General features: G+C 63.3%; 20 protein-coding genes. 4 read left to right on the plus strand and 16 right to left on the minus strand.

All coding sequences use genetic code 11. The features are described from left to right. Positions 1 to 45: 45 nt before the first annotated feature. Positions 46 to 1488: an APC family permease gene (locus J2R99_RS17180; RefSeq protein WP_307155573.1), complete on the minus strand. Its 1443-nt coding sequence runs from the start codon at positions 1486 to 1488 to the stop codon at positions 46 to 48. Between the two features lie 149 nt (positions 1489 to 1637). Between J2R99_RS17180 and J2R99_RS17185 the strand changes: the two genes are divergently transcribed. Next, positions 1638 to 2621 carry an AraC family transcriptional regulator gene (locus J2R99_RS17185; protein WP_307155574.1) on the plus strand — a complete coding sequence of 328 codons (984 nt, stop codon included), beginning with the start codon at positions 1638 to 1640 and terminating at the stop codon, positions 2619 to 2621. A 47-nt stretch (positions 2622 to 2668) separates the two neighbouring features. Here J2R99_RS17185 and J2R99_RS17190 read toward each other — a convergent pair whose 3' ends face one another. After that, positions 2669 to 3994, minus strand: coding sequence for an NAD(P)/FAD-dependent oxidoreductase (locus J2R99_RS17190; protein WP_307155575.1), 1326 nt, complete (start codon positions 3992 to 3994; stop codon positions 2669 to 2671). 222 nt (positions 3995 to 4216) lie between these two features. On the opposite strand from J2R99_RS17190, the gene J2R99_RS17195 reads away from it, so the two are divergent. Continuing rightward, complete coding sequence (locus J2R99_RS17195) at positions 4217 to 4705, plus strand: Lrp/AsnC family transcriptional regulator (protein ID WP_307155764.1); 489 nt, start codon at positions 4217 to 4219, stop codon at positions 4703 to 4705. 312 nt (positions 4706 to 5017) lie between these two features. On the opposite strand, the gene J2R99_RS17200 is transcribed toward J2R99_RS17195, so the two are convergent. The 4 genes from J2R99_RS17200 to argE form a co-directional block, all read right to left on the minus strand. Then, the gene (locus tag J2R99_RS17200) at positions 5018 to 5947 is read right to left on the minus strand and encodes a 2-hydroxyacid dehydrogenase (RefSeq protein WP_307155576.1); all 930 of its coding nucleotides are present in this window, start codon (positions 5945 to 5947) and stop codon (positions 5018 to 5020) included. Between the two features lie 3 nt (positions 5948 to 5950). Then, entirely contained in the window at positions 5951 to 7330 is a 1380-nt protein-coding gene (locus J2R99_RS17205) for an aspartate aminotransferase family protein (protein WP_307155577.1), read from the minus strand. 17 nt (positions 7331 to 7347) lie between these two features. Beyond that, on the minus strand, positions 7348 to 7683 hold the full coding sequence (locus J2R99_RS17210) for a hypothetical protein (protein ID WP_307155578.1): 336 nt from the start codon (positions 7681 to 7683) through the stop codon (positions 7348 to 7350). Positions 7684 to 7832: 149 nt separating this feature from the next. Next, positions 7833 to 8981: an acetylornithine deacetylase gene (argE, locus tag J2R99_RS17215; RefSeq protein ID WP_307155579.1), complete on the minus strand. Its 1149-nt coding sequence runs from the start codon at positions 8979 to 8981 to the stop codon at positions 7833 to 7835. Between the two features lie 231 nt (positions 8982 to 9212). On the opposite strand from argE, the gene J2R99_RS17220 reads away from it, so the two are divergent. After that, on the plus strand, positions 9213 to 9881 hold the full coding sequence (locus J2R99_RS17220) for a haloacid dehalogenase type II (protein ID WP_307155580.1): 669 nt from the start codon (positions 9213 to 9215) through the stop codon (positions 9879 to 9881). A 23-nt stretch (positions 9882 to 9904) separates the two neighbouring features. Next, positions 9905 to 11182 (plus strand): NAD(P)/FAD-dependent oxidoreductase, encoded by a 1278-nt coding sequence (locus tag J2R99_RS17225; RefSeq protein WP_307155581.1) that lies wholly within the window; start codon positions 9905 to 9907, stop codon positions 11180 to 11182. 39 nt (positions 11183 to 11221) lie between these two features. On the opposite strand, the gene J2R99_RS17230 is transcribed toward J2R99_RS17225, so the two are convergent. From J2R99_RS17230 to J2R99_RS17275, 10 genes are all read right to left on the minus strand, one after another. Beyond that, positions 11222 to 12679, minus strand: a complete 1458-nt coding sequence (locus tag J2R99_RS17230; RefSeq protein WP_307155765.1) for an NAD-dependent succinate-semialdehyde dehydrogenase — start codon at positions 12677 to 12679, stop codon at positions 11222 to 11224. Between the two features lie 2 nt (positions 12680 to 12681). Then, complete coding sequence (locus J2R99_RS17235) at positions 12682 to 13740, minus strand: tartrate dehydrogenase (RefSeq protein ID WP_307155582.1); 1059 nt, start codon at positions 13738 to 13740, stop codon at positions 12682 to 12684. A 277-nt stretch (positions 13741 to 14017) separates the two neighbouring features. Next, positions 14018 to 15259, minus strand: a complete 1242-nt coding sequence (locus tag J2R99_RS17240) for a multidrug effflux MFS transporter (protein ID WP_307155583.1) — start codon at positions 15257 to 15259, stop codon at positions 14018 to 14020. Continuing rightward, the gene (locus J2R99_RS17245; protein ID WP_307155584.1) at positions 15256 to 17250 is read right to left on the minus strand and encodes a hydantoinase B/oxoprolinase family protein; all 1995 of its coding nucleotides are present in this window, start codon (positions 17248 to 17250) and stop codon (positions 15256 to 15258) included. Before J2R99_RS17245 ends, J2R99_RS17240 begins: the two co-directional genes overlap by 4 nt. Before the next feature lie 18 nt (positions 17251 to 17268). Continuing rightward, positions 17269 to 19326: a hydantoinase/oxoprolinase family protein gene (locus J2R99_RS17250; RefSeq protein WP_307155585.1), complete on the minus strand. Its 2058-nt coding sequence runs from the start codon at positions 19324 to 19326 to the stop codon at positions 17269 to 17271. A gap of 103 nt (positions 19327 to 19429) precedes the next feature. Next, on the minus strand, positions 19430 to 20800 hold the full coding sequence (locus tag J2R99_RS17255) for an MmgE/PrpD family protein (RefSeq protein ID WP_307155586.1): 1371 nt from the start codon (positions 20798 to 20800) through the stop codon (positions 19430 to 19432). Beyond that, positions 20797 to 21822, minus strand: a complete 1026-nt coding sequence (locus tag J2R99_RS17260; protein WP_307155587.1) for an ABC transporter ATP-binding protein — start codon at positions 21820 to 21822, stop codon at positions 20797 to 20799. Before J2R99_RS17260 ends, J2R99_RS17255 begins: the two co-directional genes overlap by 4 nt. Next, the gene (locus J2R99_RS17265; protein ID WP_307155588.1) at positions 21819 to 22793 is read right to left on the minus strand and encodes an ABC transporter ATP-binding protein; all 975 of its coding nucleotides are present in this window, start codon (positions 22791 to 22793) and stop codon (positions 21819 to 21821) included. The genes J2R99_RS17260 and J2R99_RS17265 overlap by 4 nt, the downstream gene beginning before the upstream one ends. A gap of 3 nt (positions 22794 to 22796) precedes the next feature. Next, on the minus strand, positions 22797 to 23663 hold the full coding sequence (locus tag J2R99_RS17270) for an ABC transporter permease (RefSeq protein ID WP_307155589.1): 867 nt from the start codon (positions 23661 to 23663) through the stop codon (positions 22797 to 22799). A gap of 9 nt (positions 23664 to 23672) precedes the next feature. Next, a complete protein-coding gene (locus J2R99_RS17275; RefSeq protein ID WP_307155590.1) occupies positions 23673 to 24737 on the minus strand; it encodes an ABC transporter permease in 1065 nt (354 codons plus the stop codon).

Below are 24737 nucleotides of genomic sequence, written 5' to 3' on the forward strand. Positions count from 1 at the left end.
GCATTGCGCTCCAAATGCAGAACGCCTGCCGGTTTTCTGGGAGGCCTAGTCGAGCATGCGCCCGAGCCCGGCGTAGAGATCGGGTCGCTTCGCCTTGATGCGATAGCCGAAGAGGATGCCGGCCACGCAAACCAGGACGATCGCATAGGGAAACGAAGCGACGACGGGGCTGTCGCTGCCCGACAGCAGCGAGAGATTGTTGATCACCAGTGCAAGGGCTCCGAGCAGTCCCACAAAGGCGACGCTCGGCGCCACCAGCGTGGTCCAGCGACCATGCTGGTCAGGATGGCGATGAAAATACAGGATGATCGCCACCGAAACCAAAGCCTGCACCGACAAGATGCCGATCACAGCGAGAGCCGACATCCAGGAGAAGACCACGGCGTAGGGATCGGCCCCCGACAACACGAAGACGAGAAGGATGGCGGCCGCGCTCAGGCTTTGGACGACGCCGGCGATGTGCGGCGACAGATGCTTTTCATGCACCCGACCGAGGGCCCGCATCGCCAGCCCTTCCCGACCGAGAGCAAAGAAATAGCGGTTGAGCGTGTTGTGAAACGAGAGCACGCAGGCAAACAGGCTCGTGATCAGCAGAATGTTCATGGTCTCGCTGGCCCAGCGCCCGAGCACCGCATCCATGGCGGCAAAGAAGAAATTGTCGAGCCCGGCTTCGGCGACCGCCTGCACCTGCGAGGCGCCGTAATGCTGTACGATCGCCCAGGTCGAAAACGCGTAGAACAAGGTGATGAGAAGGACGGCGACATAGGTCGCCTTCGGAATGGTCGTCTCCGGGTTTTCGGCCTCTTCGCCGAAGATCGCGGTCGCCTCGAAGCCGATGAACGAACCGATGACGAAGACGAGTGCCGCGCCCAGCCCTGGAGACAGGACGGTGGCAGGCGCGAACGAGGTCAAGCCGATGCCCTCCGGCCCACCGCCTTGGAGGAGGATCCCAACATCAAGCAACAAGAGAATGACGATCTCCGCCACCATGCAGACGCCGAGGATCTTGCCTGAAAACGCGATGTTGCGCTGCCCGCAGAGATGGACCACGGCCAAAGCGGCAAACGACCAGACCCACCACGGCAATTCGATGCCGTAAGGCGCGAGCCCCGCAGCGACGAAGACACCGAAAAGCGCGTAGATGGCGATCTGCACGGCGCTGTAGGTGATCAGTGCCATCAAGGCTGCACCGACGCCCGTCGGCCGGCCAATGCCTTGGGAGATATACGCATAGAATGCGCCGGCCCCTTCAACGTGGCGGCTCATCGCTGTGAACCCCACGGAGAATACCAGGTACAAAAGCCCGGCCAGGAGATAAGCCCCGGGGACACCCGCGCCATTGCCGAAGGCGAAAGCAACCGGCGAAGCTCCGACGACGGCGGTCAAAGGAGCGGCGGCTGCGACGACGAAGAATACGATATGGGCAAGCCCGACCGAATTCCTTGCCAGTCTCGGACTGGCGACAGGATTGGCGATTTCCAACGTCATATCACCCCTCATTGGAACTGCTATTTGCCGAAGCTACGAGGGGGAAATTGGTCCCGATATTGCATGTTACGCCAATGAATCGATAATTCGCGCCGAGAGGGGGTTTGGCGATTATGTCAACGGCAAATGCCCTACACTTAGACAGTCGTATGCCAGCGATTGCATCAATTCGTGCTTCCGCGCTGGCGCCGATCATTCAAGAACTGGACAAGCGCACCGCCAAGACCGATGTTTTACTGGCGGGCCACGGTATATTGCGGGCCCAGCTCAGCGATCCCTATGCCGTTGTCCCCATCGCGCGCTATCTCGCCGCGTTCGAAGAGGCAGCCGTCGTGGTTCGCGATCCTTTTCTCGGCGCTGAGCTCGGCGTGTCGATCAAGCCGGCGGATCTTGGGCCGATGGGCATGCTCTTCTCGATGACCTCGACCATCGAAGCCGCCTTCAAGCGCCTGTGCCGTTCGATGGCCGCGCTGCAGGGCGCCAGTCATTCGTCCGTCTCTTGCGAAGACGAGACGCTGATATGGTCCTACGGGATCACTGACACGTCGTTATCTCCGCGCCGGCAGGACAGCGAGTTCACGCTGGCAACGACCTGCCATCTCGTCAGGCAGTGCTTCTCAAGCAGCTGGCGCCCCCTGGAGGTTCACTTCGAACACGGCGCCCCGCGCGATCCGAAGCCTCTGGAGCGCATCTTTCAGGCACCTCTTCTGTTTGGGCAGTCGACCAACAGATTGGTGATGGACCTTGCCGGCGCACGCCGCGTCTATCGCAAGGAGGATCCGGCACTTGCCAGCGTCCTGGAGCGGCATATCAGCGATCTCCTCGTCGCAACCGAGGCGCCCACCACCTATTCCGAACGCGTCCTGGCGCTCATCGCCATCCATCTCGGCTTCACGAACATCACGCTTGCCACCATCTCCAAAGAGCTCGGCATCCCTCCGCGAACACTTCAGCGCCGCCTCGCAGACGAAGGTACCTCCATCCGTAAGCTGGTACAGGACTACAGGAAGTCCCTTTTGCGCCGGCATAATACAGCCCATGGAGGAAACCGGTCTCGGCTCGCTCAGGCACTCGGATATGCGGACAGCACCGCCCTGTGGCGCGCTGAAAAGCGCTGGGAGGAGGGCGACTAGGCTCGAGCTCGGAGATCCGCCGGCATGGCCGCGAGCGGGCGGCGCATTCAGAATTCGGAGACCTTTCCCCGGAGCCCCCGCCCGAACCGCGACAGAGCATATTGCGCAAACTCGACAAGGGGCTGCGCTCCGCTGACGAGATCGGCGATGAGATGCCCCGCCCCCGGACCGATCCCGAAACCATGGCCGGAAAAGCCGGCAGCCAACAAAAACCCTTCCGGTCCCACGCTCGGATCGATCACCGGCACCCCGTCAGGAGTGCTGTCGATATAGCCGGCCCAGAGCGCCTGCACAGGCACGTACTGCAAGGGCGGCAAGAGCTTGCGTGCCCGCGACAAGGTTCGGTCGGTCGCACGCATGGACGGCGCGGGATCGAGAATACGCATCCGCTCCATCGGCGTCGGCCGGTCGAGAGACCAGTGCCTGATCGTTTCATGTCCGGCCCGCAACGCCGTGAGATCACCCGGCGAGAGGCTGCGCCAACGCTTGGCAAACATCGGCAAAAAGTGCCGTGCGAAGCGAAGCTGCTGCAGCGTGGGATCCGTCTTTGCCATCCCCGACACCGCGAGCGTGTAGCCTCCGTCTCCGCGTCGCGTCACGGTCACCTCCGCCGTGTGCAAGGCGTCCGGAAGGCCTTCAGCTCCCGGCTCCACCGAAAGGACGGAGGAACGAACCGACGCCTGCGGAAAGACAACGCCGAACTGCCGGCAAAACGATGAGGCCCAGGCCCCGCCGGCCATCACCGCCTGGCGCGTCCGGATAACACCTTTTTCCGTCACGACCGCGGAGACGCGCCCGGCCTCCGTCTCGATACCGCGTGCGGCACAGGATTGATGGACGGTGCCGCCGAAGCGAACGATGCCTTCGGCGATCATCGGTGCCGCACGGGCGGGGTCAGCAATGCCGTCAGACGGCGAAAAGACGCCGCCCTTCCAGGATTTTCCCGTGACAGTGCCGCGAGACGTCGCCTCCTCTCGGCTGAGAGGATGGCTCGTCACGCCCATCGTCGAGGCAAAGCGGCACCATTCCGCCCAACCTTCGATCTCCTTTTCGTCGTCAGAAAGATAAAGCAGACCAGAGCGCCGGAAGCCGAGATCGGGTCCAAGCTCAGCACCAAGCTCGTCCCAGAGCCCCAGGCTCTTGGTCGCCATCGGCAATTCACGCGCATCACGGTTTTGCTGTCGGCACCAGCCCCAGTTGCGGCTCGACTGCTCGGCCGCGATCATCCCCTTCTCCAGGAGAGCGACCGTGACGCCCCGCTTTGCCAGATAATATGCCGCCGTCACTCCGATGATCCCGCCTCCGATCACGACGACATCGGCGGCCGCCGGCAATTTCGGGGAGGAGGGAATGGTCAACAAAGGAACGGGCATAAATCTCTCCAATCGCCCCGAATCTAGCATCGTGAGCGGGCCGGATTGGCGGCAATCCCCAGCATCGGCAGCATAAAATGCTTCTGAACCTGCAACCGACGACAGCTTCTGTTTCAGCGATGCACGTGCAGACCGGTTGTCAGATGGGTCAAGTTGGCACAAGCTGACAGCATCTTATGCCGCGCACCGCCGGAGGAGGTCCCCCTGCCCACCAATTCGCGCATGAAGCTCGATATGATCGACGTGAAGATCCTCTGCGAGTTGCAGAAGAACGGGCGTATCACCAATGTCGAGCTGGCCGAGCTCGTCAATCTCTCGCCAAGCCCCTGCCTGACCCGGATGAAGAAACTGCAGGCCGCCGGTTACATCACCGGCTATTCTGCCCAAATCGATGTGAGCAAAATCGGCGAGACGCTGACCGTCTTCACCGAATTCACCTTGAAGAACCACCGACATACGGACTTTTCGCGATTTCAGGCGACAGTGGAGAAAATCGATGCCTGCGTGGAATGCCACATCGTCTCGGGTGGCTACGACTATCTGGTCAAATTCGTGACAGCCGGCATCGTGCATTACCAGACGATCATGGAAAAGCTCATCGACGACGACATCGGCATCGACAAATATTTCAGCTTCGTGGTGATCAAATCGCCCTTCATCAAGGCGCATCTGCCGCTGACGTCGCTGTTCCGCGATAAGCTTCACGCCTGAAAAGCAGCTGCCGCAGCTGCGCTCAGCGTCCGGCGACAGCCTGCATCAGCTCGTGATCGGGCGCCGGGCGATCGAGCCAGATGATATCAAGCCGAGCCACAGAACAGCATCGCGCAGAGCTCGATGAAGTGTATCGCGGGTCGCAACGGCATCCACCAGCGGCTTGGCGACACCCCGATAGTTTATGCCCGATGATGATTCACCGCCGGATCGTGCGCTTCAGGAGAGCCATCTCGACATAGGACATGGATCGTGTCGATCACGGCGGCGCGGGGCAGAAGGATCATAGTCCGGATCTTGCTCGCGCGCTTCTCAATAGCCGCGGGCCTTATCGACCAGGCCTGGGATCGGTCGCCCTTCCTCATGCGCGCGCAGGCATTCCACTGCGGCCAAGGCCCCCTCTTCGAAATCGGTCACCGTGGCGACATGCGGTGTCAGCACGAGGCTCGGATGGCTCCAAAAGCGATGCTCGACCGGTAGCGGCTCAGGCTCCGTCACATCGAGGAACGCACCCTCGAGATGACCGGTATCAAGAGCATCCAGGAGCGCATCGTGGTCGAGCTGCCTGCCTCTTCCTGCGTGGACAAGCGCGGCGCCTTTCGGCAACGCCGCAAAGAGCTGGGCATCGAGGATGTCTTCCGTCTCCTTCGTCAGCGGCAGAAGGCAAACGAGAATATCGGTCCCTGCGAGGAAGGCCGGAAGTTCTTCTTGCCCGGCAAAGGTCGCAACCCCGTCGAGCGCGCGGGGCGATCGACCCCAGCCGGCGAGTTTGAAGCCAAAGGGCCGAAGCGCCTCCAGCACAGCCGTTCCGAGCTGACCCAGCCCCATCACACCGACGGTCTTCCGACGCGCAAGGTCGACACGGCCGCCACTCCACACTTTGTCGCGCTGCTGTGCGATGTAACGCGGCAACTGCCGGTGCATCGCCAGCACGCCGAGTACGACATAGTCACGCATCATTTCGGCGATGCTCGGCGTGACCATGCGCGCGACCTTCACATGCTCCGGCAGAGAGCGAAAGTCGAACTGGTCGACGCCGGCACCGACCGAGAGGATCATCTCAAGGTTCGGATAGGTCTTCACCGGATCGGCCGGGGCGTTCCAAGTTGCGATGAAACGCACCTTCGAGGGGTCACGCACCGCCTCGAGGCCATCGTAGAATTCCAGTTCCGGCAATTCGCGCGCGAAGATCGGCTTCCAGACCTCGCCACGCTCTTTATGCGAAAGATAAAGCAGTGCCATCGCTCAGGCGTCCTTCATGGCCGCGCGCACATCCGCATCGGCCAGTGTTTCGTCGAGAACGCGCCGCGTGCGCGCCACGATTTCGTCGATCTCCTCATCGCTGCAGCAAAGCGGCGGCGCAAAGCCGATGACGCCCTGTGCGAAGGCGCGGACGATCAGCCCGTTCTTGTAAGCACGATCAAAAACACGTTTGCCGGCTTCAGCCGCAGCGGGAAGCGGTGTCTTTGCACCCTTGTCGGTCACCAATTCGATGGCGGCCAACATGCCACGACCGCGCACATCGCCGACAAGCGGATGTTCGCCGAGGCTTTCAAGGCCCGCCATCAACCGCTTCCCTGCCCGACGGCCATTGTCCAGTAGCCCACCTTCGTAAAGCTTCAGAACTTCCAGACCCACGGCCGTGCTCACCGGATGGCCGGAATAGGTGTAGCCATGGCCGATCGCGGCATCGCCTGCCCCATCGGCGATGGTCTGATAGACGTGATCGGCCATGAAGACCGCGCCGAGCGGCGCATAGCCGGCGGTGAGCCCTTTGGCGACCGTCATGAAGTCCGGCACCACCCCCTCTTCCTCGCAGGCGAAAAGCGGCCCCGTGCGACCGAAACCGGTGATCACTTCATCGGCAACGAAGAGAATGCCGAGTTCGCGGCACCTCTCAGCCATCGCCTTCACCCAACCCAGCGGCGGCACGAGCACGCCCCCCGAGCCTTGGATCGGCTCGGCGTAGAAGGCCGCAACACGGTCTTTGCCGATCTCCTCCACCTTGGCGGTCAGCGCCGCGACCGAGGCAGCAATCACCGTCTGGGGATCGCTTCCGACCGGATTGCGGTAGAGATAATGGGACGGAATTTTGTGCTGCCACTCGAAAGGCACGCCGAAGCCCGTGTGGAAGCCTTTGAGCGCCGTGAGGCCTGCGCCTGCGGTCGAAGAACCGTGAAAACCCTGCTCCAGCGAGATGAACTGATCCCGCTCCGGCGTGCCGCGCGCGTGGTTGTAGTAGCGGATGAAACGGATCGTGCTGTCGACCGCGTCCGATCCCCCGAGCGTAAAATAGACATGGTCGAGATCGCCTGGCGCCCTCTCCGCGAGCGCCTCGGCAAGCTTGATCGCCGGCTCGGAGCCCAGATCGAAATAACCGGTCGCGTATGGCAGACGACGCATCTGTTCAGCGGCCGCCTCCACGATGCTCTCATGACCATAACCGACATTGACGCACCATAGGCCGGCAAAGCCGTCGAGCAGCTCATGTCCCTCGCGGTCCGTCAGCCACACCCCCTTTGCGGAGGCCATGACACGCACGCCTTCCCGCTCATGCCCGCGAAACGAGCTCAAAGGATGAACCAGGTGCTCGCGATCAGCCTCGAGCAAAGAATTTGAAAGCATGTCGTTCTCCAGAAGCGTTAGCCGAAGGCTTGAGAGACAAGGGCGAAAGTCGTGGGTTCTGCGTCTCGGATCGTGTGGGGCTCTTCGCCGCGCGCCATCGCCACTCCGGATCCGGCCTCAAGAAGGCCGCTCCAGGAGCCAAGGTGACAGGCCGGTATCGCGGCGAAGGGTGTGGTGAATGCCGTGCCGACGACGCGCTCGTCCGTCGTTGCGACGAAGCCTTGCGAGGCCGCGACGACCATCGCCCAGTCTTCGGCTCGGTGCGGCCATTTCTCGGCCTGAGACAGGCGAACGGCCGCCTCAAGATGCGCGTCCGAAAAAGGTTCAAGCAGAATATCGCTCATCTCGTTCAACAGAATTCTCGGCCCTCGCAATTGGTAGCAGCAAAGGAGAGAACGAAATGCCCGGTGCACCCGCCACCGGCGACACATCCAGCCGTCCGGTCGATCTGCTGCCGCAGCTTATACCGACGCGCGACGCATCCGGTGAGCTCTGGAGCAATTCAGAGGGCGCGCCCCGTCTCCCCGGATGCGGCCCCAGCCGCAAGCCTGCGTCCAAGCCGGAGCACCATCGCCTGGGCATCATTGAGCTCATCGACGGTGATATATTCTTCCGGCTTATGCGCGCGGGAGATGTCGCCCGGCCCACAGACGATGGAGGGCACTCCGGCTGCCTGAAAAAGACCGGCCTCCGTCCCGTAGCTGACGGCTTCGACCAGGGCTTGGCCGGAGAGCTCCGCGGCTAGCCCAGCGAGTGGATGGTCCTCATCCAACGACAGCGCAGGGTAGCTCGCGATGACCTCTGCTGCGAGAGCCTCGCTCGCTTCGACCTCTGCAAGCGCGCCCTGCAAAAGCGCCAGCGGATCGAGGCCAGGCACGGCCCGCGCCTCAAACTCCGCCTCAGCGTGGCTCGGGATGATGTTGAGCGCCTCGCCGCCCGAAATCACGCCGATCTGCAAGGTGCTGTAGGGCGGCGCGAAATGCGGATCTCTCGGGCCACTCTTTTCCTGGTTCGCCGCCTCATCAGCGACCGCCTTCAAAGCGGGCAACAAGGCGTGAATGGCATTCTGACCGAGGTCCGGCCTGGAACTGTGGCCGGCCACGCCTTCCGCCTTGATGCGGATCGCAGCCTTGCCCTTGTGGCGCAGCACGGGCTTCAGGCCCGAAGGCTCGCCGACGATGCAGCCGAGAGGCGGAGCGCACAAAGTCGGCAGCTTTTCGATGAGATGCGGCACGCCGCGGCAGCCTGCCTCCTCATCGTACGACAGTGCGATATGGATCGGCTGCTGCAGCTCCAACGCCGCCAGCTCCGGCACAGAGGAAAGCACGGCCGCCACGAAACCTTTCATGTCGACGGCACCTCGACCGATGAGCCTGTCCTCCACGTTGCGCAGGCGAAACGGGTCGGATGCCCATCCCGTCTCATTCGCCGGAACGACATCGATATGGCCGGAGAGAATGTAGCCCGGGACGTTTTTCGGGCCGATCGTCGCGAAGAGGTTGAAGCGGTCGCCTTCCGGCCCGGAGATCACCGCAGAGGCGATGTCGTAGCTGGCGAGATAGTCGCGGATATAGTCGATGAGTGCCCCATTGCGCGTTCCCACGACGGAGCGGAAAGCGACAAGGGCAGAGAGCATACCTTCGGCGGACATCGGCGGGCCTTCCCAGGCAGGAGCGCAACACGGCGCCATCCTTTGGCAACGATCGCGCATCGGGATCAAGACTGGCAGGAAAGCATCGGCAGCCTTTGCCGTGTGCACAGCCCCTTTCGGAAGAATCTGCTTTGCTTGCGAGGCGGACCATGAAAACGCGCGCGAAATCGCCGCTACGCTCACATTAGAACAGCCCCCAACGCGCCGTTATCGTCGGAGTGAAGAAAGGCCATGCCCGTGTTCCGCCCGAAATACATCACCTTCGACTGCTATGGCACGCTCACCCATTTTCAGATGGCCGAGAGAGCCAAAGAAATCCTCGGAGAAAGGCTGTCGCCGGAGAAGCTCGCCACTTTCATCCGCAATTTTTCCGCCTACCGGCTCGACGAGATCATGGGCGACTGGAAGCCTTATGAAGAGGTGGTCATCAGCGCGTACGAGCGCACCTGCAAACGCAACGATGTCACTTTCGATCTGGCGGAGGCCCGTTCATTCTACGAAGCCGTGCCGACCTGGGGTCCGCATCCGGACGTGCCGGCGGGCCTTGCGAAGGTGGCCAAGGAATACCCCCTGGTCATTTTGTCGAACGCCATGAATTCTCAGATCATGTCGAACGTGGAAAAGCTCGGCGCGCCGTTTGCCCATGTCTTCACGGCCGAGCAGGCAGGCGCCTACAAGCCGCGCTTCCGCGCCTTCGAATATATGCTCGATCAGCTCGGCTGCGGCCCTGATGAGATCCTGCATTGCTCATCGTCTTTCCGCTACGACCTGATGTCGGCGCACGATCTCGGCATCGAGCACAAAGTCTGGGTGAACCGCGGCCATGAGCCCGCTAATCCCTATTACGGCTACACCGAGATCGCCGACATTTCCGGTCTGTCGGCTGTGGTCGGCCTCTGAGCCGCGTCCCAGGACCCGCGACGATGCAGCTCAAATCCTATTGGCACGAAACCGCGCCCCGCTTCTCCGGCGGCGCGCGAGGCCCTGTCGAAGGCCGTTACGACGTCGCCGTCATCGGCGGAGGTTTTACCGGTCTGTCGGCCGCCCGCAGCCTTGCGAAAGCCGGGCTTTCCGTCGCCCTCCTCGAAGAGCGGCATGTCGGCTATGGCGGCTCGGGTCGCAACGGCGGCCACCTCAACAACGGCCTTGCCCATTCCTATCCTGCGGCAAAGGAAGAGCTCGGGGCGGACCGGGCGAAGGCCCTCTACCGCGCCTTCGACGATGCGATCGACACGATCGAGAGGATCGTCGCGGAGGAGAAGATCGATTGCAGCTTCCGTCGCGCCGGTAAGCTGAAGCTCGCCTCGAAGCCGGAGCATCTCTCAGCGATCGCGAAAAACTTCGAGGCAGTGCACAACGAAGTCGATCCCGAAACCGCCCTCCTGTCGAAAGACGACCTTCGCAGCGAGGTGGGCTCCGACGCCTTCCATGGCGCGATGCTCTTCAAAAAGAGTGCCATGATGCATATGGGCCGCTTCGTCCACGGCCTTGCAGTGGCCGCGCGCCGCCATGGCGCAACGATCTTCGAGGACGCACCGGTCCGCGACCACACGAAGACCGCCTCCGGTCACCTGCTGACGACGCCGCGGGGCACGCTCGCGGCGGAGCGTGTGTTCCTCGCGACCGGAGCCTATACGAGCGGGCCCTTCCGTTATTTCCGCCGCAGGGTGATCCCGGTTGGCAGCTTCGTCATCGCGACGCGGCCGCTCAGCCCGGCGGAGGCAGAGGCTCTCATGCCCGGCAACCGGACTTGCGTCACCTCTCGTAACATCGGCAATTACTTCCGCCTCTCGCCCGACAACCGTCTCATCTTCGGCGGTCGCGCCCGTTTCTCCGCCGTCTCGGACGCCACGTCCGACGAAAAGTCTGGTCATATCCTCAGAGCCAACCTGGCGGAGGTTTTCCCCGACTTCTTCGATATCGACATCGATTATTGCTGGGGCGGCCTCGTCGGGATGACGAAGGACCGCTTCCCCCGTGCCGGCGAAGCCGACGGCCTCTATTATGCCATGGGCTATTCCGGCCATGGCGCCCAGCTCTCCACCCATCTCGGCGCCATCATGGCCGACGTGATTCTCGGTCGTGACGACCGCAATCCGATGAAGGGCGTCGACTGGCAGGCCGTGCCCGGCCATTTCGGCAAGCCCTGGTTCCTGCCGCTTGTTGGGCTCTATTACCGGGCTCTCGACCGGATCCAGTGACGGGAGCCTCGTGCGAGGCTCCCGCTTCTCAAAGCTATTTCAGCCGAGGCCGCCGATGTGAAAGGTCTTGGTCTCGAGATATTCCTCGATGCCGACCTTCGCACCTTCACGCCCGAGCCCCGACTGTTTTACGCCGCCGAAAGGCGCGACCTCCGTCGAAATAAGACCCGTGTTGAGCCCGACGATGCCGAAATCGAGCGCCTCGCCGACGCGGAATGTGCGGGCGAGATCGCGCGTGTAGAAATAGGCGGCAAGCCCGAACGGCGTTGCGTTTGCGGTCGCAACCGCTTCCTCCTCACGCTCGAAGCGGAAGATCGGTGCAATCGGCCCGAACGTCTCCTCCGAAGCGAGCAGCATGTCCGTATTCGCCTCCGTCAGAACGAGAGGCGCGACGTATTGCGGACCGTCCGGCAGCTCGACAGGGGCGTGAGCGCGCTTCGCACCCCGAGCGAGCGCGTCCTCCACGTGGCGTTCGATTTTCTCCAAGGCGGCGCGATTGATCATCGGACCGATATCGGTGCCTTCATCGAGACCCGACCCCACACGCATCGCCGCAACCCGCAGCGACAACTTTTCCACGAAGGCGTCGTGGACGCCCGCCTGAACGAGGATGCGGTTCGAACAGACGCAGGTCTGGCCGCCGTTTCTGAACTTGGAGGCGATCGCTCCCTCGACCGCGAGATCGAGATTCGCGTCGTCGAAGACGAGGAACGGGGCATTTCCGCCGAGTTCGAGGCTCAGCCGCTTCACGGTCGGCGCCGACTGCGCCATCAACAGCGACCCGATGCGCGTCGAACCGGTGAAGCTCAATTTGCGCACGATCTCGCTGCCGGTGAGCTCGCCGCCGATGTCCTTCGGCATGCCGGTGACGATGTTGATGACACCCGCCGGGATACCCGCTTCCTCGGCCAGAACGCCGAGTGCCAGTGCCGAAAATGGCGTGAATTCGGACGGCTTCACCACCACGGTGCAGCCCGCGGCGAGCGCCGGCGCCACCTTGCGGGTGATCATGGCGTTCGGAAAATTCCAGGGCGTGATGATCGCGGCCACGCCGACCGGCTCTTTCAGCGCCAGGATACGACGGTCCGGCGTCGGTGACGGGATCGTCTCGCCGCCAATTCGCCGCGCCTCTTCGGCGAACCAGCGCACGAAAGATGCCCCGTAGCGGATCTCGCCCCGCGCTTCGGCGAGAGGCTTTCCCTGTTCGCGCGTCAAGAGCGTCGCAAGTTCCGTCTCGTGTGCGAGCATCAGCCCGTACCAGGCAAGGAGCTTTTCGGCACGCTCCGCATGCGTCGTACGCCGCCAGGACGCGAACGCCTTCTCCGCCGCCTCGATCGCCCGCCGCGTCTCGGCCGCACCCATATCCGGGACCGTGCCGATGACGGCGCCCGTCGCCGGATCGATCACCTCGATCGTGGCGCCTTGGTCTGCTTCGATCCAAACCCCGTCGATAAGCCCCGCCTGCCGCAAAAGGCTCGGAGAGATATTGCCGTCCATCATCATTCCTCGTTGATTGCCGTCAAAACGGCGTCCGTGATCGCATCCGTCGTTTGGGCGCCCGGCCGAATGCCGAAGCCGCGAGCGGTCGCGGCCTCCATCGCCATCAAAATGCGCGTCGATGCCTGCCCTTCACCGAGATGATCCAGCATCATCGCAGCCGACCAGATCGCGGCGAGAGGATTGGCAAGGCCCTTTCCGGCGATGTCCGGGGCCGAACCGTGGACCGGCTCGAACATGGAGGGGGCCGAGCGCGTCGGATTGAGGTTCGCGGAGGCGGCGAAGCCGAGACCGCCCTGGATCGCCGCACCCAGATCCGTGAGAATGTCTCCGAAGAGATTGGAGGCCACGACGACATCGAGCGTCTCAGGCGCCATCACCATGCGCGCCGCCATCGCATCGATATGGTAGGAGGTCACCTCCACCTCTGGATAATCGGCCGCGACGAGACGCGTGATCTCGTCCCAGAAGACCATGGAGTGCTTCTGGGCGTTCGACTTCGTCACCGAGGCGACACGTCCACGCCGCCCTTTTGCCGCCTCGAACGCAAAGCGCAGGATGCGCTCCACGCCGGTGCGGGTGAAGATTGCAGTCTCCACGGCAACTTCCTGGGACGTGCCCTGATGCACGCGCCCGCCGGCGCCGGAATATTCGCCTTCGGTGTTTTCGCGGATACACAGAATGTCGAAGATCTCCGCCTTGAGAGGACCTTCCACGCCCGGCAGAAGCCGGTGCGGGCGAATGTTGGCGTACTGATCGAAGGCCTTCCGGATCGGCAGGAGAAGCCCGTGCAGCGAAACCGAATCGGGGACGGTCGCCGGCCAGCCAACCGCGCCGAGCAGGATGGCATCGTGGCCGCGCAGCTTTTCGATGCCGTCCTCCGGCATCATCCGCCCGGTTTCGAGATAATAATCGCAAGACCAGGGATAGGTCGTACCCGCGAGAGCGAATCCATCTTTCCCGGCCGCAGCTTCGGCGACCGCCCAAGCTGCTTGCGTCACCTCGGGTCCGATACCGTCTCCCGGCACGAGGGCGATGTCGTAGGTTTTACCTGCGCTCATGTCATTTCCGTTCTTCATAGGTCGACCAACACCGACTTCTTCCGCCGGCTGGCGAGATAGGTTTTGCGGCCGAGATCATTGCCGAGCCCGGATCCCTTGTAGCCGCCTGTCGGCAGGATGTGGTCCTCGGGAGACCGCTTGGAGAGTTGCGAAAGGCTAACCGCATCATGCCGACAGGACATGACGAAGTGGCGGCATGCTTGGCAGAATCGTCTGCAGCAGGTGCTTCGCGAAGCGGATAATGACGTGCATGGCACCGACAGATGGACAACCCCGCTCATTCGCCGTGCGAGAGATCGGCCGTGCCTCGTCCCGTCCAGAGCGCGACGGCAAAGGCCAGCTGCGACGCGAGGATCAAAAGCAGGATGGAAACCGCAAGGCGCAGAACGCTCGGCGTGCCAAACTGCAGGACGAAGACCGTCGCAAGCCCGGCCACCGCCATCTGCAGAAGCCCGAGAAATCCCGCGCCCGCGCCTGCGCGCGGCGGATCGATGCTGAGGGCGCTGGCGATGCCGTTGGGCTGCGTGATCCCGTTGCCCAGGACATTGACCGACATGACCAGGAACCACAAAAGCGGCCCGCCCGCCCCGCTCTCGGCGACGGCTGTGAAAAGACAGGCGCCGACAAGGGACACGATCCCACCGGCGAAAATCATACGGTCGCTGCCGAAACGCCCCGAAAACCGTCCGGAGAGGAAATTGCCGGTGGCGTAGGCAGCAAGCACCAGCATGACGAGGAGCCCGTAGGTCGATTGCGGCAGCCCCTCCACCTCCACGAGGATGAACGGCATGCCGGCGATGAAGGTGTACCAGGCAGCCATGGTGAACGCCGTGTTGAGCGAATAGGCGAGGAAGGCTGGGCGGATGGCAAGACGGCCATAGGCGCGGAACCAGCCGGACAGATCGAGCTCCGAAGTGGCTCTCCGCGTCTCCGGCAGGAGCAAGGCCGCCCCGAAGGTCGCCGCGACCCCGAAAAGGCTCAAAAACACGAAAGACCAGCGCCAGGAGAGCCAGAGGTCGAAATAGCTGCCGATGGTGGGCGAGACAGCCGGCGCAAGGGCCATCGCCATGGTGATATAGCCATAAAGGCTTGCCGACCGACTCCGTCCGAACAGATCGCGCACGATCGCCCGCGACATGACCATCCCCGCACAGCCTCCGACCGCCTGAAGCGTCCGGCAGACGAGAAGGATCTCGATCGATGGCGCGAACGCACAGGCGGCGCTCGCCAAAGTGTAAAGACCAAGCCCCGCAAGCAGCACAGGCCGTCGCCCGAAACGCTCCGACAAGAGTCCATAGCCGAGCTGGGCGACACCGATCCCGGCGAGAAAGACGGTCAGCGTGAGTTGCAACCGCCCATAATCGCCGCCGAAGGAACGTTGCAGACCCGGCACCGCGCCAACGAGGATATGGAGCGCAAGCGGACCCGTCGCCGTCACGAGAACGAGGAGCCAGACGGGGGGCGGCGCCTCGCTTGCCTTCCCCCGCCTTTCTGCCTCCAACACGTCTTCCCCGCTCAAGCGGGCACCGCCTCCTGGATCTGAGGAAGCTCATCAAGAAGGCCCTGGTAGGCGCGCCGGACCAGTTCCGCGCTGTCGTGCTCTGTGTCGCCGACCTCTTCGAGCGCCCGGAAGATGCGATGCTTGATGAAGAAGCGCCATTCGACCGGCAGAGAAAACATGATCTCCGTCAGCGCGTCATAAGCTTCGCGGGTCCAGACCTTCTCATATTCCTCGCGCTCAGGGCCGAAGTCGAAGAAGGCGGTGGTGTCGGTTTCCGCGCGCATCTCGTCGCGGCGTGTTTCGGTGGCCGCCTCGTCGACGGCTCCGGACACGATGACGACACCATATTCCTCCAGCGCGAGCTTCTCCGACAGGAAGCCGCGTTCGACGTCGCGCAGCACGCGGGCTGGCTCCCGTTCGAGAGGCGAGCCCCGCCCTCCTCCACCTGGCGAGAAGATACGGAAAACGTCACCCGGCTCCGCGATCACGAAATCCTGGTTGCCGAGGAACGTCTCGCGGGGGGTGTCCGGATTGAGGATCGAATCCGAGGGTTTGCCGGCCTTGCCGCCGAGGATTCCCCAAGGGCGGAAGCGGCTGCGGTCGCGATTGCGGATGGTGATGCGGGTGTGGGGGGAGAAAACCTTGAACTCGAGCATCGTGCCGAGCCCGCCACGCCAGCGGCCGGCGCCGCCGGAATTGGGCGCAAGCCGGTAGCGGATGATCTCGATCGGCACCTCCGCCTCGTTGATCTCCACCGGCGTGTTCTTGAGATAGGCGCCGTCCGCACCGGAACCATCCGTTCCATCGCGTGTCGGCATGCCGCCCGAGCCGCCGACGATCGGATCGATCGCGGCAATGATGCGCCTCCCCGTCTTCGGCTCCGTCGTCATGACGTTGACGATCGAGCTCGATCCGGCGGGCGCCGCGGGCATCCGCTCCGGGATCGCCTGTGCGAACGCTCCAAAAATCAGGCTGCGCAGCCGTCCGCAAGTCAGGCTGCGCATGCCGACCGCCGCAGGGAAGACCGGATTGACGACGCTGCCCTCCGGCAAGATGCAGGTGAAGGGACGCGTCAAACCGGCGTTCAACATCAGGTTCTGATTGAGGCTGTAGAGGATGTAATAGACACCGACGAGCATCAGCGTGTGGCGCGGATTGCCGCCCGTCGGCACATTCAACGACGAGGTGAGCTGGGTGTCCGTGCCGGTAAAATCGAGTTCCGCTTCACCATCTGAAATCGTCAGCTTCAGCGCCAGCCGGCAAGGATAGCCGTTGACCGAATCCTCGTCGCAATAATCGGAGAATTCATAGACCCCGTCCGGCATCGAACGCAGGATTTCGCGGGCCTGGCTTTCACCATAGTCGAGCATGTCGTGCATGCCCTGCGTCACCGCCTCCACGCCAAACTTGGCGACGATCTCGCGAACTTTCCGTTCGCCCGTGTTGAGCGCGCCTACGAAGGCCTTGAGGTCTCCCCAGTTCTGTTCGGGCTGACGAACATTCGTCATCATGATGTCGAGGAGTTCCTGGTTCAGGACCCCCTTGTCGTAGAGCTTGCAGGGCGGGAAGCGGATGCCCTCCTGATGGATCTCGGTCAGCGTCCGCGACAGACTGGCCGGGACGGCTCCACCCATATCAGTGTTGTGGATGTGGCCGACAGCGAAGCAGACGAGCTGCCCGTCCACGATGATCGGCTTCCACATGTGGATATCGGGCGTGTGGGTGGCGAGAAAGCCGCTGTAGGGATCGTTGGTGAGGCAGACGTCGCCCTCGTTATACTCGGAAATCCGTTCGATCCCCGGTCCGTAATCGAGCCCCGGATACCAGGTCGCGCCGTAATCGAGCGGCACCGAGAAGGTCGTTCCTTCCGGCGTGACGAGCGCGATGGTGAAGTCCTCCGTCTCCTTGACGAAGGCGGATTGGGCCGTGCGGTAGAGCGTATAGGCCATGCTTTCCGAGGCGGCCCGGAAGTGGTTGGCGAGGATCTGCAGAGTAGCCTTGTCGGTCATGTTTTTCTCCCGGGCCAATCAGATGAGGGTCTTTTCCGCAGTCGCCTGCAGCATGATGTTGCCGAAGCCGTCGACGGAGGCTGAAAAGCCTTCCGGAATGCAGGTCGTGCTGTCGGACTGGAGGACGATCGCGGGACCTTCGAAGAAATGTCCCGGAGCGAGATCGTGACGGAGATAGAGGCCGGCCTGCACCGTCTTGTCGGCGAAGGTTGCCGGGACGTAACGGGCCGGCTCAGCGGGTGCCCGGACGACCGGCACACTCTTCAGTTCCGGACGCGGGCCGGCAGCCGTCACGACGAGACGCAGATTGACGATGTTCACCTCCGCATCGGCGTCATGGAAGTCGTAGAGCTGCACATGGCGGGCGTGGAAGGCGTCGATGATCGCCGTCACCTCCTCCCCCTCGAGCCAGTCTGCCTCAAGGTCGGTTTCGATCTCGAAGGATTGGCCGGCGTAATTCATGTCGGCGGAGAGAAGAAAAGTCGGCTCGCCTTTGAACTTTTGTTCCTCGCGCAGCCATAGGAGCGCCTCGCGCTTCAGCTCCTCAAATCCCGCGCGGATCGCCTCCATATTGTTCGACGCCACGGTCAGATAATGGCTGGAGATAAAGTCGTTGCGGATGTCGGAGACGAGGCCGCCGAGTGCGCTGACGACACCGGGCGTGGTCGGCACGAGGACCTGGCGAATGCCAAGCTCGAGCGCCAGCATGGGCGCCAGCATCGGACCCGCACCGCCGAAGGCAACGAGCGTGAAGCTTCGGACATCGATGCCATGGCGGGCGATCAGCTTGTTGATCTCCAGATACATGCCGGAGATCGCGACGTTGATGATCGCCTGCGCCGTCGCTTTCAGGCTCCAGCCGAGCTTCTCCGCGATCGTGCCGACAGCGGCACGCGCCTTGTCCACGTCGATGGAGATGCTGCCATAGGCGAGGCTGTCATGGCCGATCAGGCCGCAAACGGCGAAAGCATCCGTGATCGTCGGCTTCGTGCCGCCGCGCCCGTAGCAGGCAGGGCCTGGATCGGAACCGGCACTTTCCGGTCCGACCTTGAGGACGCCGAAATCATCGACCCAGGCGACAGAGCCGCCGCCTTCTCCGATCGAGGAAACCGCGACTGCGGGAACGTAGAGAGAATGCGGCCCCACCTTCTCGCCGGCGGCGAATTGCGGCTTGCCGTCGATGATCACCGCAACGTCGGCACTGGTGCCGCCGATATCGATGGTGAGCGCATCGGAGCAACCGGCTCGACTTGCGACGAAGGCACCGCCCATGACGCCCGAAGCCGTGCCGGAGAGCAGCATGCTGACGCAGTTCTCCTTGCCGAGCTCGGCATTCATGATGCCACCGTTCGACTTGGTCACCAGCGGTTCCGGCTGTACCGCATGCTCGCGCAGGGCCGCTTGTAGCGAGGAGATGTAATGGGCGACGCGCGGATGCACGTAGCCATTGATGACGGCCGTCGTGGTGCGCTCATATTCGCGGATCACCGGCCAGATGTCGGTGGAGGCGAAGACGAAGAGCTCCGGCGCCACCTCTCGCACGATGCGCACCACTTCGCGTTCGTGATCGGCGTTGCGATACGCGTTGATGAGGGCGACGATGATGCCCTCCGCCCCTTTCTCCCTGGCGCGCGCGACCGCTTCCACAACGCTGTCGCGATCGAGCGCCCGCAACACCTTGCCGTCGCTGCGCATGCGCTCGCGGATGGAGAAGACGAGGTCTTTCGCCACGAGCGGGTCCGGGCGAGAGGATTGCAGATTGTAGGTCTCCGGCATGCGCAGGCGCGCCAGCTCGAGAACGTCTTCGAAATTCTCGGTGGCGAAGAGCGCAAGGCGCGCGCCGACCCCCTGGATCAGAGTGTTCACGCCGACGGTCGTGCCGTGGACGAAGCTCGTGATCTCGGAGGGCTCGATGCCATGGCGGCTTTGCGCGATCTTAAGCCCTTCCATAACCTCCGAACCCGGCTTCGAAGGCGTGGTGAGAACTTTGAGGGTGAAAATGTCGTCCGTCTGCTCGTTGAAAAAGCAGAAATCGATGAAGGTCCCGCCGATATCGACACCGACTCGATAGCTCATCGTTACGTCTCCTTGTCGTCAAAGCCGGTCCCTTCGCCGCCCGCCCTTCGGCAGACCGGCGCTCTGGTCGGCATCCATCTTGAGTTTCTCGTTTGGCGCGCTGTCAGTGATGCACTTGGATGTGCCTCATCATCTCCGCGACGCGCCCCACGCCCGGAGGACCGTGCACGGCGCGCCAGATCGCCTCGGTGTCCACCGCGAGCGCCGAGCGCGCCGCACAGGCAAGGAATTTCGTCTTGAGAGCGTCTTCGCTCAGAGGCTGCTGCGGGTGGCCCGTCGGAACCGAGACGACGCGCTCACACATGCCCCCGCCTCTCTTCGTCACCCGCACGCGCGCCCGTTCGGGCGTTTCAGACACGGCACCCGTCCCCGAAAGCGCCGCGTCCCGCGTCACCGTCACCCGTTCGGCAAGGGCCAGGACGTCGTTTCGTCGGATCGCCTCGGCCGTAAATGTCCTCGTATCGACCCGGCCGTCGATCAGTGCCGCCGCCGCGCAGTAGGGCAGGCTGAAGCGCGCCTCGGCCACATTCTGCGGCAGCCGGTAGCGGAGATTGGTGGCTGCTGCGAACGAGACGACCGCCTCAACCTCGACGACATCCTCGGCCGCCAGCCCCTCCTCCGCGCGCATGGCAAGAAGCGCATCGATCGGGCGGTGAGTACTCCCGCAGCACGGGTAGAGTTTGCGCCAGGCGCCATACTCCGAGATCGCAGGCTGTCCGCCAAGTTTTTCGTCAATCACCCTGGTGCCCGGCGCCGCCTCGCCCGCCGTCATGGCGACGATGCCCCACGGCCCGTCGATAGCTTCCTCCGCCGCCGTCACGCCGCTCTGCGCCAGCCGCGCAGCCATGAAACCGTTTTTCGCGGCAAGGCCTGCATGAATGGGCTTAGCCATTGTGCCGAACTGCTGTTTGGAGCCCCCGGCCATGCTGGTTGCAAGGCTGATCGCCGAGGCCGTCTGCGCCGCATTGAGACCGATCAGCCGGGCAACCGCAGCAGCCGTCGCGGGCGCTCCGAGCGAAAGCGTGCTGTGCCAGCCATTGTTGTAATGCGCGAGGTTCATCGCCTCGCCGAGCCGTGCCATCACCTCGAAGCCGACCAGGAACGCGTCAAGACATTCGTCCCAGGACCGATCTTCCTCCTCGGCAAGCGCGAGGAGCGCCGCCGTCAGCGGCGCGCTCGGATGCGCCATCGCCGGGTCGAGAACGTCATCGTAATCGAGCGCGTGCGCGGCCGTTCCGTTGGCAAAGGCGGCAAAGGGAGGCGGCAAGCGCCTCGTTTCTCCGAGGACGGTCGCTTCGCCCGTTCCCCAGGCGGCAACCGTCGTCACGACCTTCTCGCTCGCCGGCTCGACAGATCCGGCAAGCATGCAGCCGATCGTATCGATCAGGCAGAGCCTCGCCTCTCTCAGACAGGGGTCCGGCCAGTCGCGAGAGGTCTCCGCGGCCCATTCGCCGAGGCGCGCCGTCGTCCTCACTGCACCGCCTCCTCTGCCTGCGAGACTTTTTCGGTCTGACGCCAACCTTCCGGAAAATGGCAGGCTGCCTCTACTCCGGAGACGGATCGCAATACCGGGGGCTCGGCCGCACATTTCGGCTGCGCGATCGGGCAACGCGTATGGAAACGACAGCCCGCAGGCGGATTGGCCGGCGACGGCACGTCGCCTTCGAGCAGAAAACCCTGCCGGGAACGCGCCACATCCGGATCGGCGATCGGGCTCGCCTGCAGGAGGGCGCGTGTGTAGGGGTGCTGCGGCCGGGTGAAAACCCTCTCCGTCGGACCGCGCTCGACGACCTGTCCGAGATACATCACGGCGACGGTTTCGCAGAGCGAGCGTACGACACTGAGATCGTGGGTGATGAAGATCGAGGCGAGATCAAGCTCCCGCGTCAGCTTGCGGAACAGCGTCAGGATTTGCGCCCGGATGGACACGTCGAGCGCGGACACCGCCTCGTCGGCGATGATGACCTTCGGCCGCGAGGCGATGGCCCGAGCGATGCAGATGCGTTGCCTCTGGCCACCGCTGAATTGATGCGGATAGCGGCCAAGATAGGCTTCGGCAGGCGACAGCCCGACGGCATTGAGCAGCCGGATAACCTCGGCCTTCAGTTCTTTGCGTGGCACGATCTTGTGGATGCGCAAGGGCTGCGCGATCGTCGAGAAGACCGTTTTGCGCGGGTTCAGGGAATCGAAGGGGTCCTGGAAGACCATCTGCACGGAACGACGGAAATTCTGACGCTCCTGCGCATTGAAATTGCCGACGTTGCGCCCCGAATAGATGATGTCGCCGGCGGTCGGTTCGGTGAGGCCCACGAGCGTGCGCGCGATCGTCGACTTGCCGCAGCCGGATTCCCCGACGAGAGCGAGAAGCTCGCCCCGTTTCAATTCGAGGCTCACGCCATCGACGGCCCGCACGGGCAGGCTGCCCGCACTGAACAGGCCGCCACTCGTCTCGTAATGGACTTTGAGTTCGTGGATCGTCAGGAGAGCGTTGGTCATTGATGCGCCTCCTCCAGGTGACAACGGACCATCGCCCGGCCCTCTCCCGCCCGATCGAGCCCGGGCACCGCAGAGGGGCAAGGATCGAATGCGCGGGGGCAGCGCGGATGGAACCGACAGCCGGGTGGCGGCGCCAGAAGCTGCGGTGGCTGACCATCGATGACGGCGAAATCCTCGCTCACCCGGTCCGGTCGCAGAGACGATTGAAGGAGCGCCTGCGTGTAGGGATGGCGCGGGTGCTGGAAGATCTCCCGGACCCCGGCATCCTCCACCACCTGCCCGGCATACATGACGTAGACCCGGCTGCAATATTGCGCCACGAGGCCGAGATCGTGCGTGATGAGCAAGACCGCCGTGCCGAGTTCATGCCGCAGATTGTCGATCAACTCCATGATCTGCGCCTGGATGGTCACGTCGAGCGCCGTCGTCGGCTCATCGCAGATGAGGAGCGACGGCCGGCATGCAACGGCGATCGCGATCAGGACGCGCTGGCGCATGCCGCCGGAGAGCTGGTGCGGGTAATTGTGCACGACGTTCTCAGCATCGGCGATGCGCACGCGGCGCAGAGCCTCGAGCGCTTGCGCATCGGCTTCTGCCCGGCCCGCTCCGGTGTGCAGTCTGACCGCCTCTGCGATCTGCTCACCTACCTGCCTCAGTGGATTGAGGAAAGTCAGCGGATCCTGAAAAATCATTCCGATCGTGCCGCCGCGGATCTGGCGCATGGCGCGTTCGGACACCGTCACCAGGTCTTGGCCTGCCACTCGGATCGAGCCGGAGCGGAAGCGCGCATAAGGTGGCAGAAGGCGCATGATGGAGAGCGCGGTCATCGACTTGCCGCAGCCCGATTCACCCACGAGAGCCACCGCCTCTCCCTCGTCCACGCGGAGCGAGAGGTTTTCAACTGCACGAACCGTGCCGAGTTCGGTTTCCAGATGCATGCTCAAATCATCGATGCGAAGGACGTCGGTCACGGCTCACCTCGCTCGCGCACGGGGATTGAAAAGATCGTTGAGGCCATCGCCGACGAGATTGGCGGCGAGGACGGCGAAGAAGATCAGGCTTCCCGGCAGCGCCGTGGCCCACCAAGCCGTGCGCATGATCTCCTGGGATTGATGCAGCATCAGTCCAAGGCTGATGCGGTTCGGATCACCGAGGCCGAGATAGCTCAGACCCGCTTCCAGAAGCATTGCCTGGCCCACCTGCAGCGTGGCGTTGACGATGACCGGGCCGAGCGCATTCGGAAGGATCTCGCCGAAGATGATGCTCGCGGTGCTCGCCCCTGCGATGCGGGCGGAGGAGACGTATTGCCGGTTCTTCAGGCTCATCACCTCGGCACGAATGACGCGCGCACTCTCCGGCCAGCTCAGGAGGCCGATGGCAATGACGATGTTGACGATGCTCGCCCCGAAGAAGGCAACGAGCAGGATCGCCAGAAAGAAGCGCGGGATGACCTGAAAGATCTCCGTCATGCGCATCAGGACGTCGTCGACGAAGGCACCGAAATAGCCGGAGATGCAGCCGATCAGAATGGCGATGGTGCTCGACATGGCGGCTGCGACGAAGCCGACGAACAGCGATACGCCGACGCCGAGGCTCGCCCGGCTGAAGATGTCGCGCCCGAGCTCGTCCGTGCCGAAAAGGTGGGTGAGTGACGGCGGCGCCATCGTCTCGCCGACGCCCACGCTCAAGGGATCGTAGGGCGACAGAACCGGGCCGAGAACGGCCAGGAGCAGGAGCAGAACGAGGAGGACCGTGCCCACTGCCGAAGCGCGGTTGCGAAAGAAGATACGCAGGCCGCTCGGCTGGGAGGCAACAGTGAAGCTGGATGTCTCGATCGTCATCGCCACCTCTCAGCGGTAGAGAATGCGCGGATCAATGAGCGCATAGATGATGTCGGTGAGGACGTTCGCGATGATCACGAAGAGCGAAATCACCACGAAGAGGCCGAGAAGGAGCGGATAATCGCGGGCATTGATCGCCTCGTACATGAGGCGTCCGAGGCCCGGCCAGCCGAAGACCGTTTCCACGAGCACGGAGCCGGCGAGCATGAAGCCGAAATTGTAGCCGATGACGGTAATGACCGGCAGGATGGCGTTGGGCAGGGCGTGCACGAAGAGCACCCGCCTCTCCCCCGCGCCTTTGGACCGTGCCGTGGTGATGAAGTCCTGCACCAGCACGTCCATCATCTTGATGCGCGTCATGCGGAAGATGAGCGTCAGATGATAGATGCCGTAGACCGTTGCCGGCAGCACCAGGTGGTGGAGCACCGAGGCGATGTAGCCCCAGCCGTGGCTCGGGGCACGAAGCGACACCATGCCCTGAACGGGGAACCAGGGTAGCTTGAGCGCGAAGACGAGCAAAACGAGCTGGCCGAGCCAGAAGACCGGTATGGAAAAGCCGGCAAGTGCGAAAATCGTCGCCGCATTGTCGGTCCAGCCGAAGGGACGACGCCCCGCGATGACGCCGAGACCGATCCCGAGAATGCTGCTGATGACGAGGGCCGTACCCATCAGGAGGAAGGTCGCCGGCACCCGTTCGAAGATGAGGCCCGACACGTCCTGACGGAAACGGAAGGAATAGCCGAGATCGAAGGTGGCGATCTTGGCGATATAAGAAAGGAATTGCTGCGGCAGCGGCTCGTCGAGGCCGAACTCCTCGCGCACCTGGGCGATGTATTCCGGCGTCGTCTCCATTTGACCGATCAAGGCATAGACCGGATCTCCCGGCGCCGCCTGGATCAGCGTGAAGTTGATGAGCACGATGACAACGATGATCGGCACCGCCTGCAGAAGGCGCCGCACGACATAGCGGGCATAGCGAAAGCGGATGCCGCGTTTGGCCCGCGCCTTCCCTGCCGCCGCGACATCTGTCGCGACGGCATCGCCATCAATTGCAGTGGAGGTGGCCTCGACCAT

This window comes from Rhodopseudomonas julia (genome assembly GCF_030813515.1).
GTDB lineage: Bacteria > Pseudomonadota > Alphaproteobacteria > Rhizobiales > Afifellaceae > Afifella > Afifella julia.

Excerpts from the sequence above, each read along its gene's own strand:
- J2R99_RS17275 (WP_307155590.1), bottom strand. The coding sequence starts at position 24,737 with ATGGTCGAGGCCACCTCCACTGCAATTGATGGCGATGCCGTCGCGACA.
- J2R99_RS17260 (WP_307155587.1), bottom strand. The coding sequence starts at position 21,822 with ATGACCAACGCTCTCCTGACGATCCACGAACTCAAAGTCCATTACGAG.
- J2R99_RS17245 (WP_307155584.1), bottom strand. The coding sequence starts at position 17,250 with ATGACCGACAAGGCTACTCTGCAGATCCTCGCCAACCACTTCCGGGCC.
- J2R99_RS17185 (WP_307155574.1), top strand. The coding sequence starts at position 1,638 with ATGCCAGCGATTGCATCAATTCGTGCTTCCGCGCTGGCGCCGATCATT.
- J2R99_RS17205 (WP_307155577.1), bottom strand. The coding sequence starts at position 7,330 with ATGCTTTCAAATTCTTTGCTCGAGGCTGATCGCGAGCACCTGGTTCAT.
- J2R99_RS17200 (WP_307155576.1), bottom strand. The coding sequence starts at position 5,947 with ATGGCACTGCTTTATCTTTCGCATAAAGAGCGTGGCGAGGTCTGGAAG.
- J2R99_RS17180 (WP_307155573.1), bottom strand. The coding sequence starts at position 1,488 with ATGACGTTGGAAATCGCCAATCCTGTCGCCAGTCCGAGACTGGCAAGG.
- argE (WP_307155579.1), bottom strand. The coding sequence starts at position 8,981 with ATGTCCGCCGAAGGTATGCTCTCTGCCCTTGTCGCTTTCCGCTCCGTC.
- J2R99_RS17195 (WP_307155764.1), top strand. The coding sequence starts at position 4,217 with ATGAAGCTCGATATGATCGACGTGAAGATCCTCTGCGAGTTGCAGAAG.
- J2R99_RS17270 (WP_307155589.1), bottom strand. The coding sequence starts at position 23,663 with ATGACGATCGAGACATCCAGCTTCACTGTTGCCTCCCAGCCGAGCGGC.
- J2R99_RS17235 (WP_307155582.1), bottom strand. The coding sequence starts at position 13,740 with ATGAGCGCAGGTAAAACCTACGACATCGCCCTCGTGCCGGGAGACGGT.
- J2R99_RS17225 (WP_307155581.1), top strand. The coding sequence starts at position 9,905 with ATGCAGCTCAAATCCTATTGGCACGAAACCGCGCCCCGCTTCTCCGGC.
- J2R99_RS17220 (WP_307155580.1), top strand. The coding sequence starts at position 9,213 with ATGCCCGTGTTCCGCCCGAAATACATCACCTTCGACTGCTATGGCACG.
- J2R99_RS17190 (WP_307155575.1), bottom strand. The coding sequence starts at position 3,994 with ATGCCCGTTCCTTTGTTGACCATTCCCTCCTCCCCGAAATTGCCGGCG.
- J2R99_RS17230 (WP_307155765.1), bottom strand. The coding sequence starts at position 12,679 with ATGGACGGCAATATCTCTCCGAGCCTTTTGCGGCAGGCGGGGCTTATC.
- J2R99_RS17250 (WP_307155585.1), bottom strand. The coding sequence starts at position 19,326 with ATGAGCTATCGAGTCGGTGTCGATATCGGCGGGACCTTCATCGATTTC.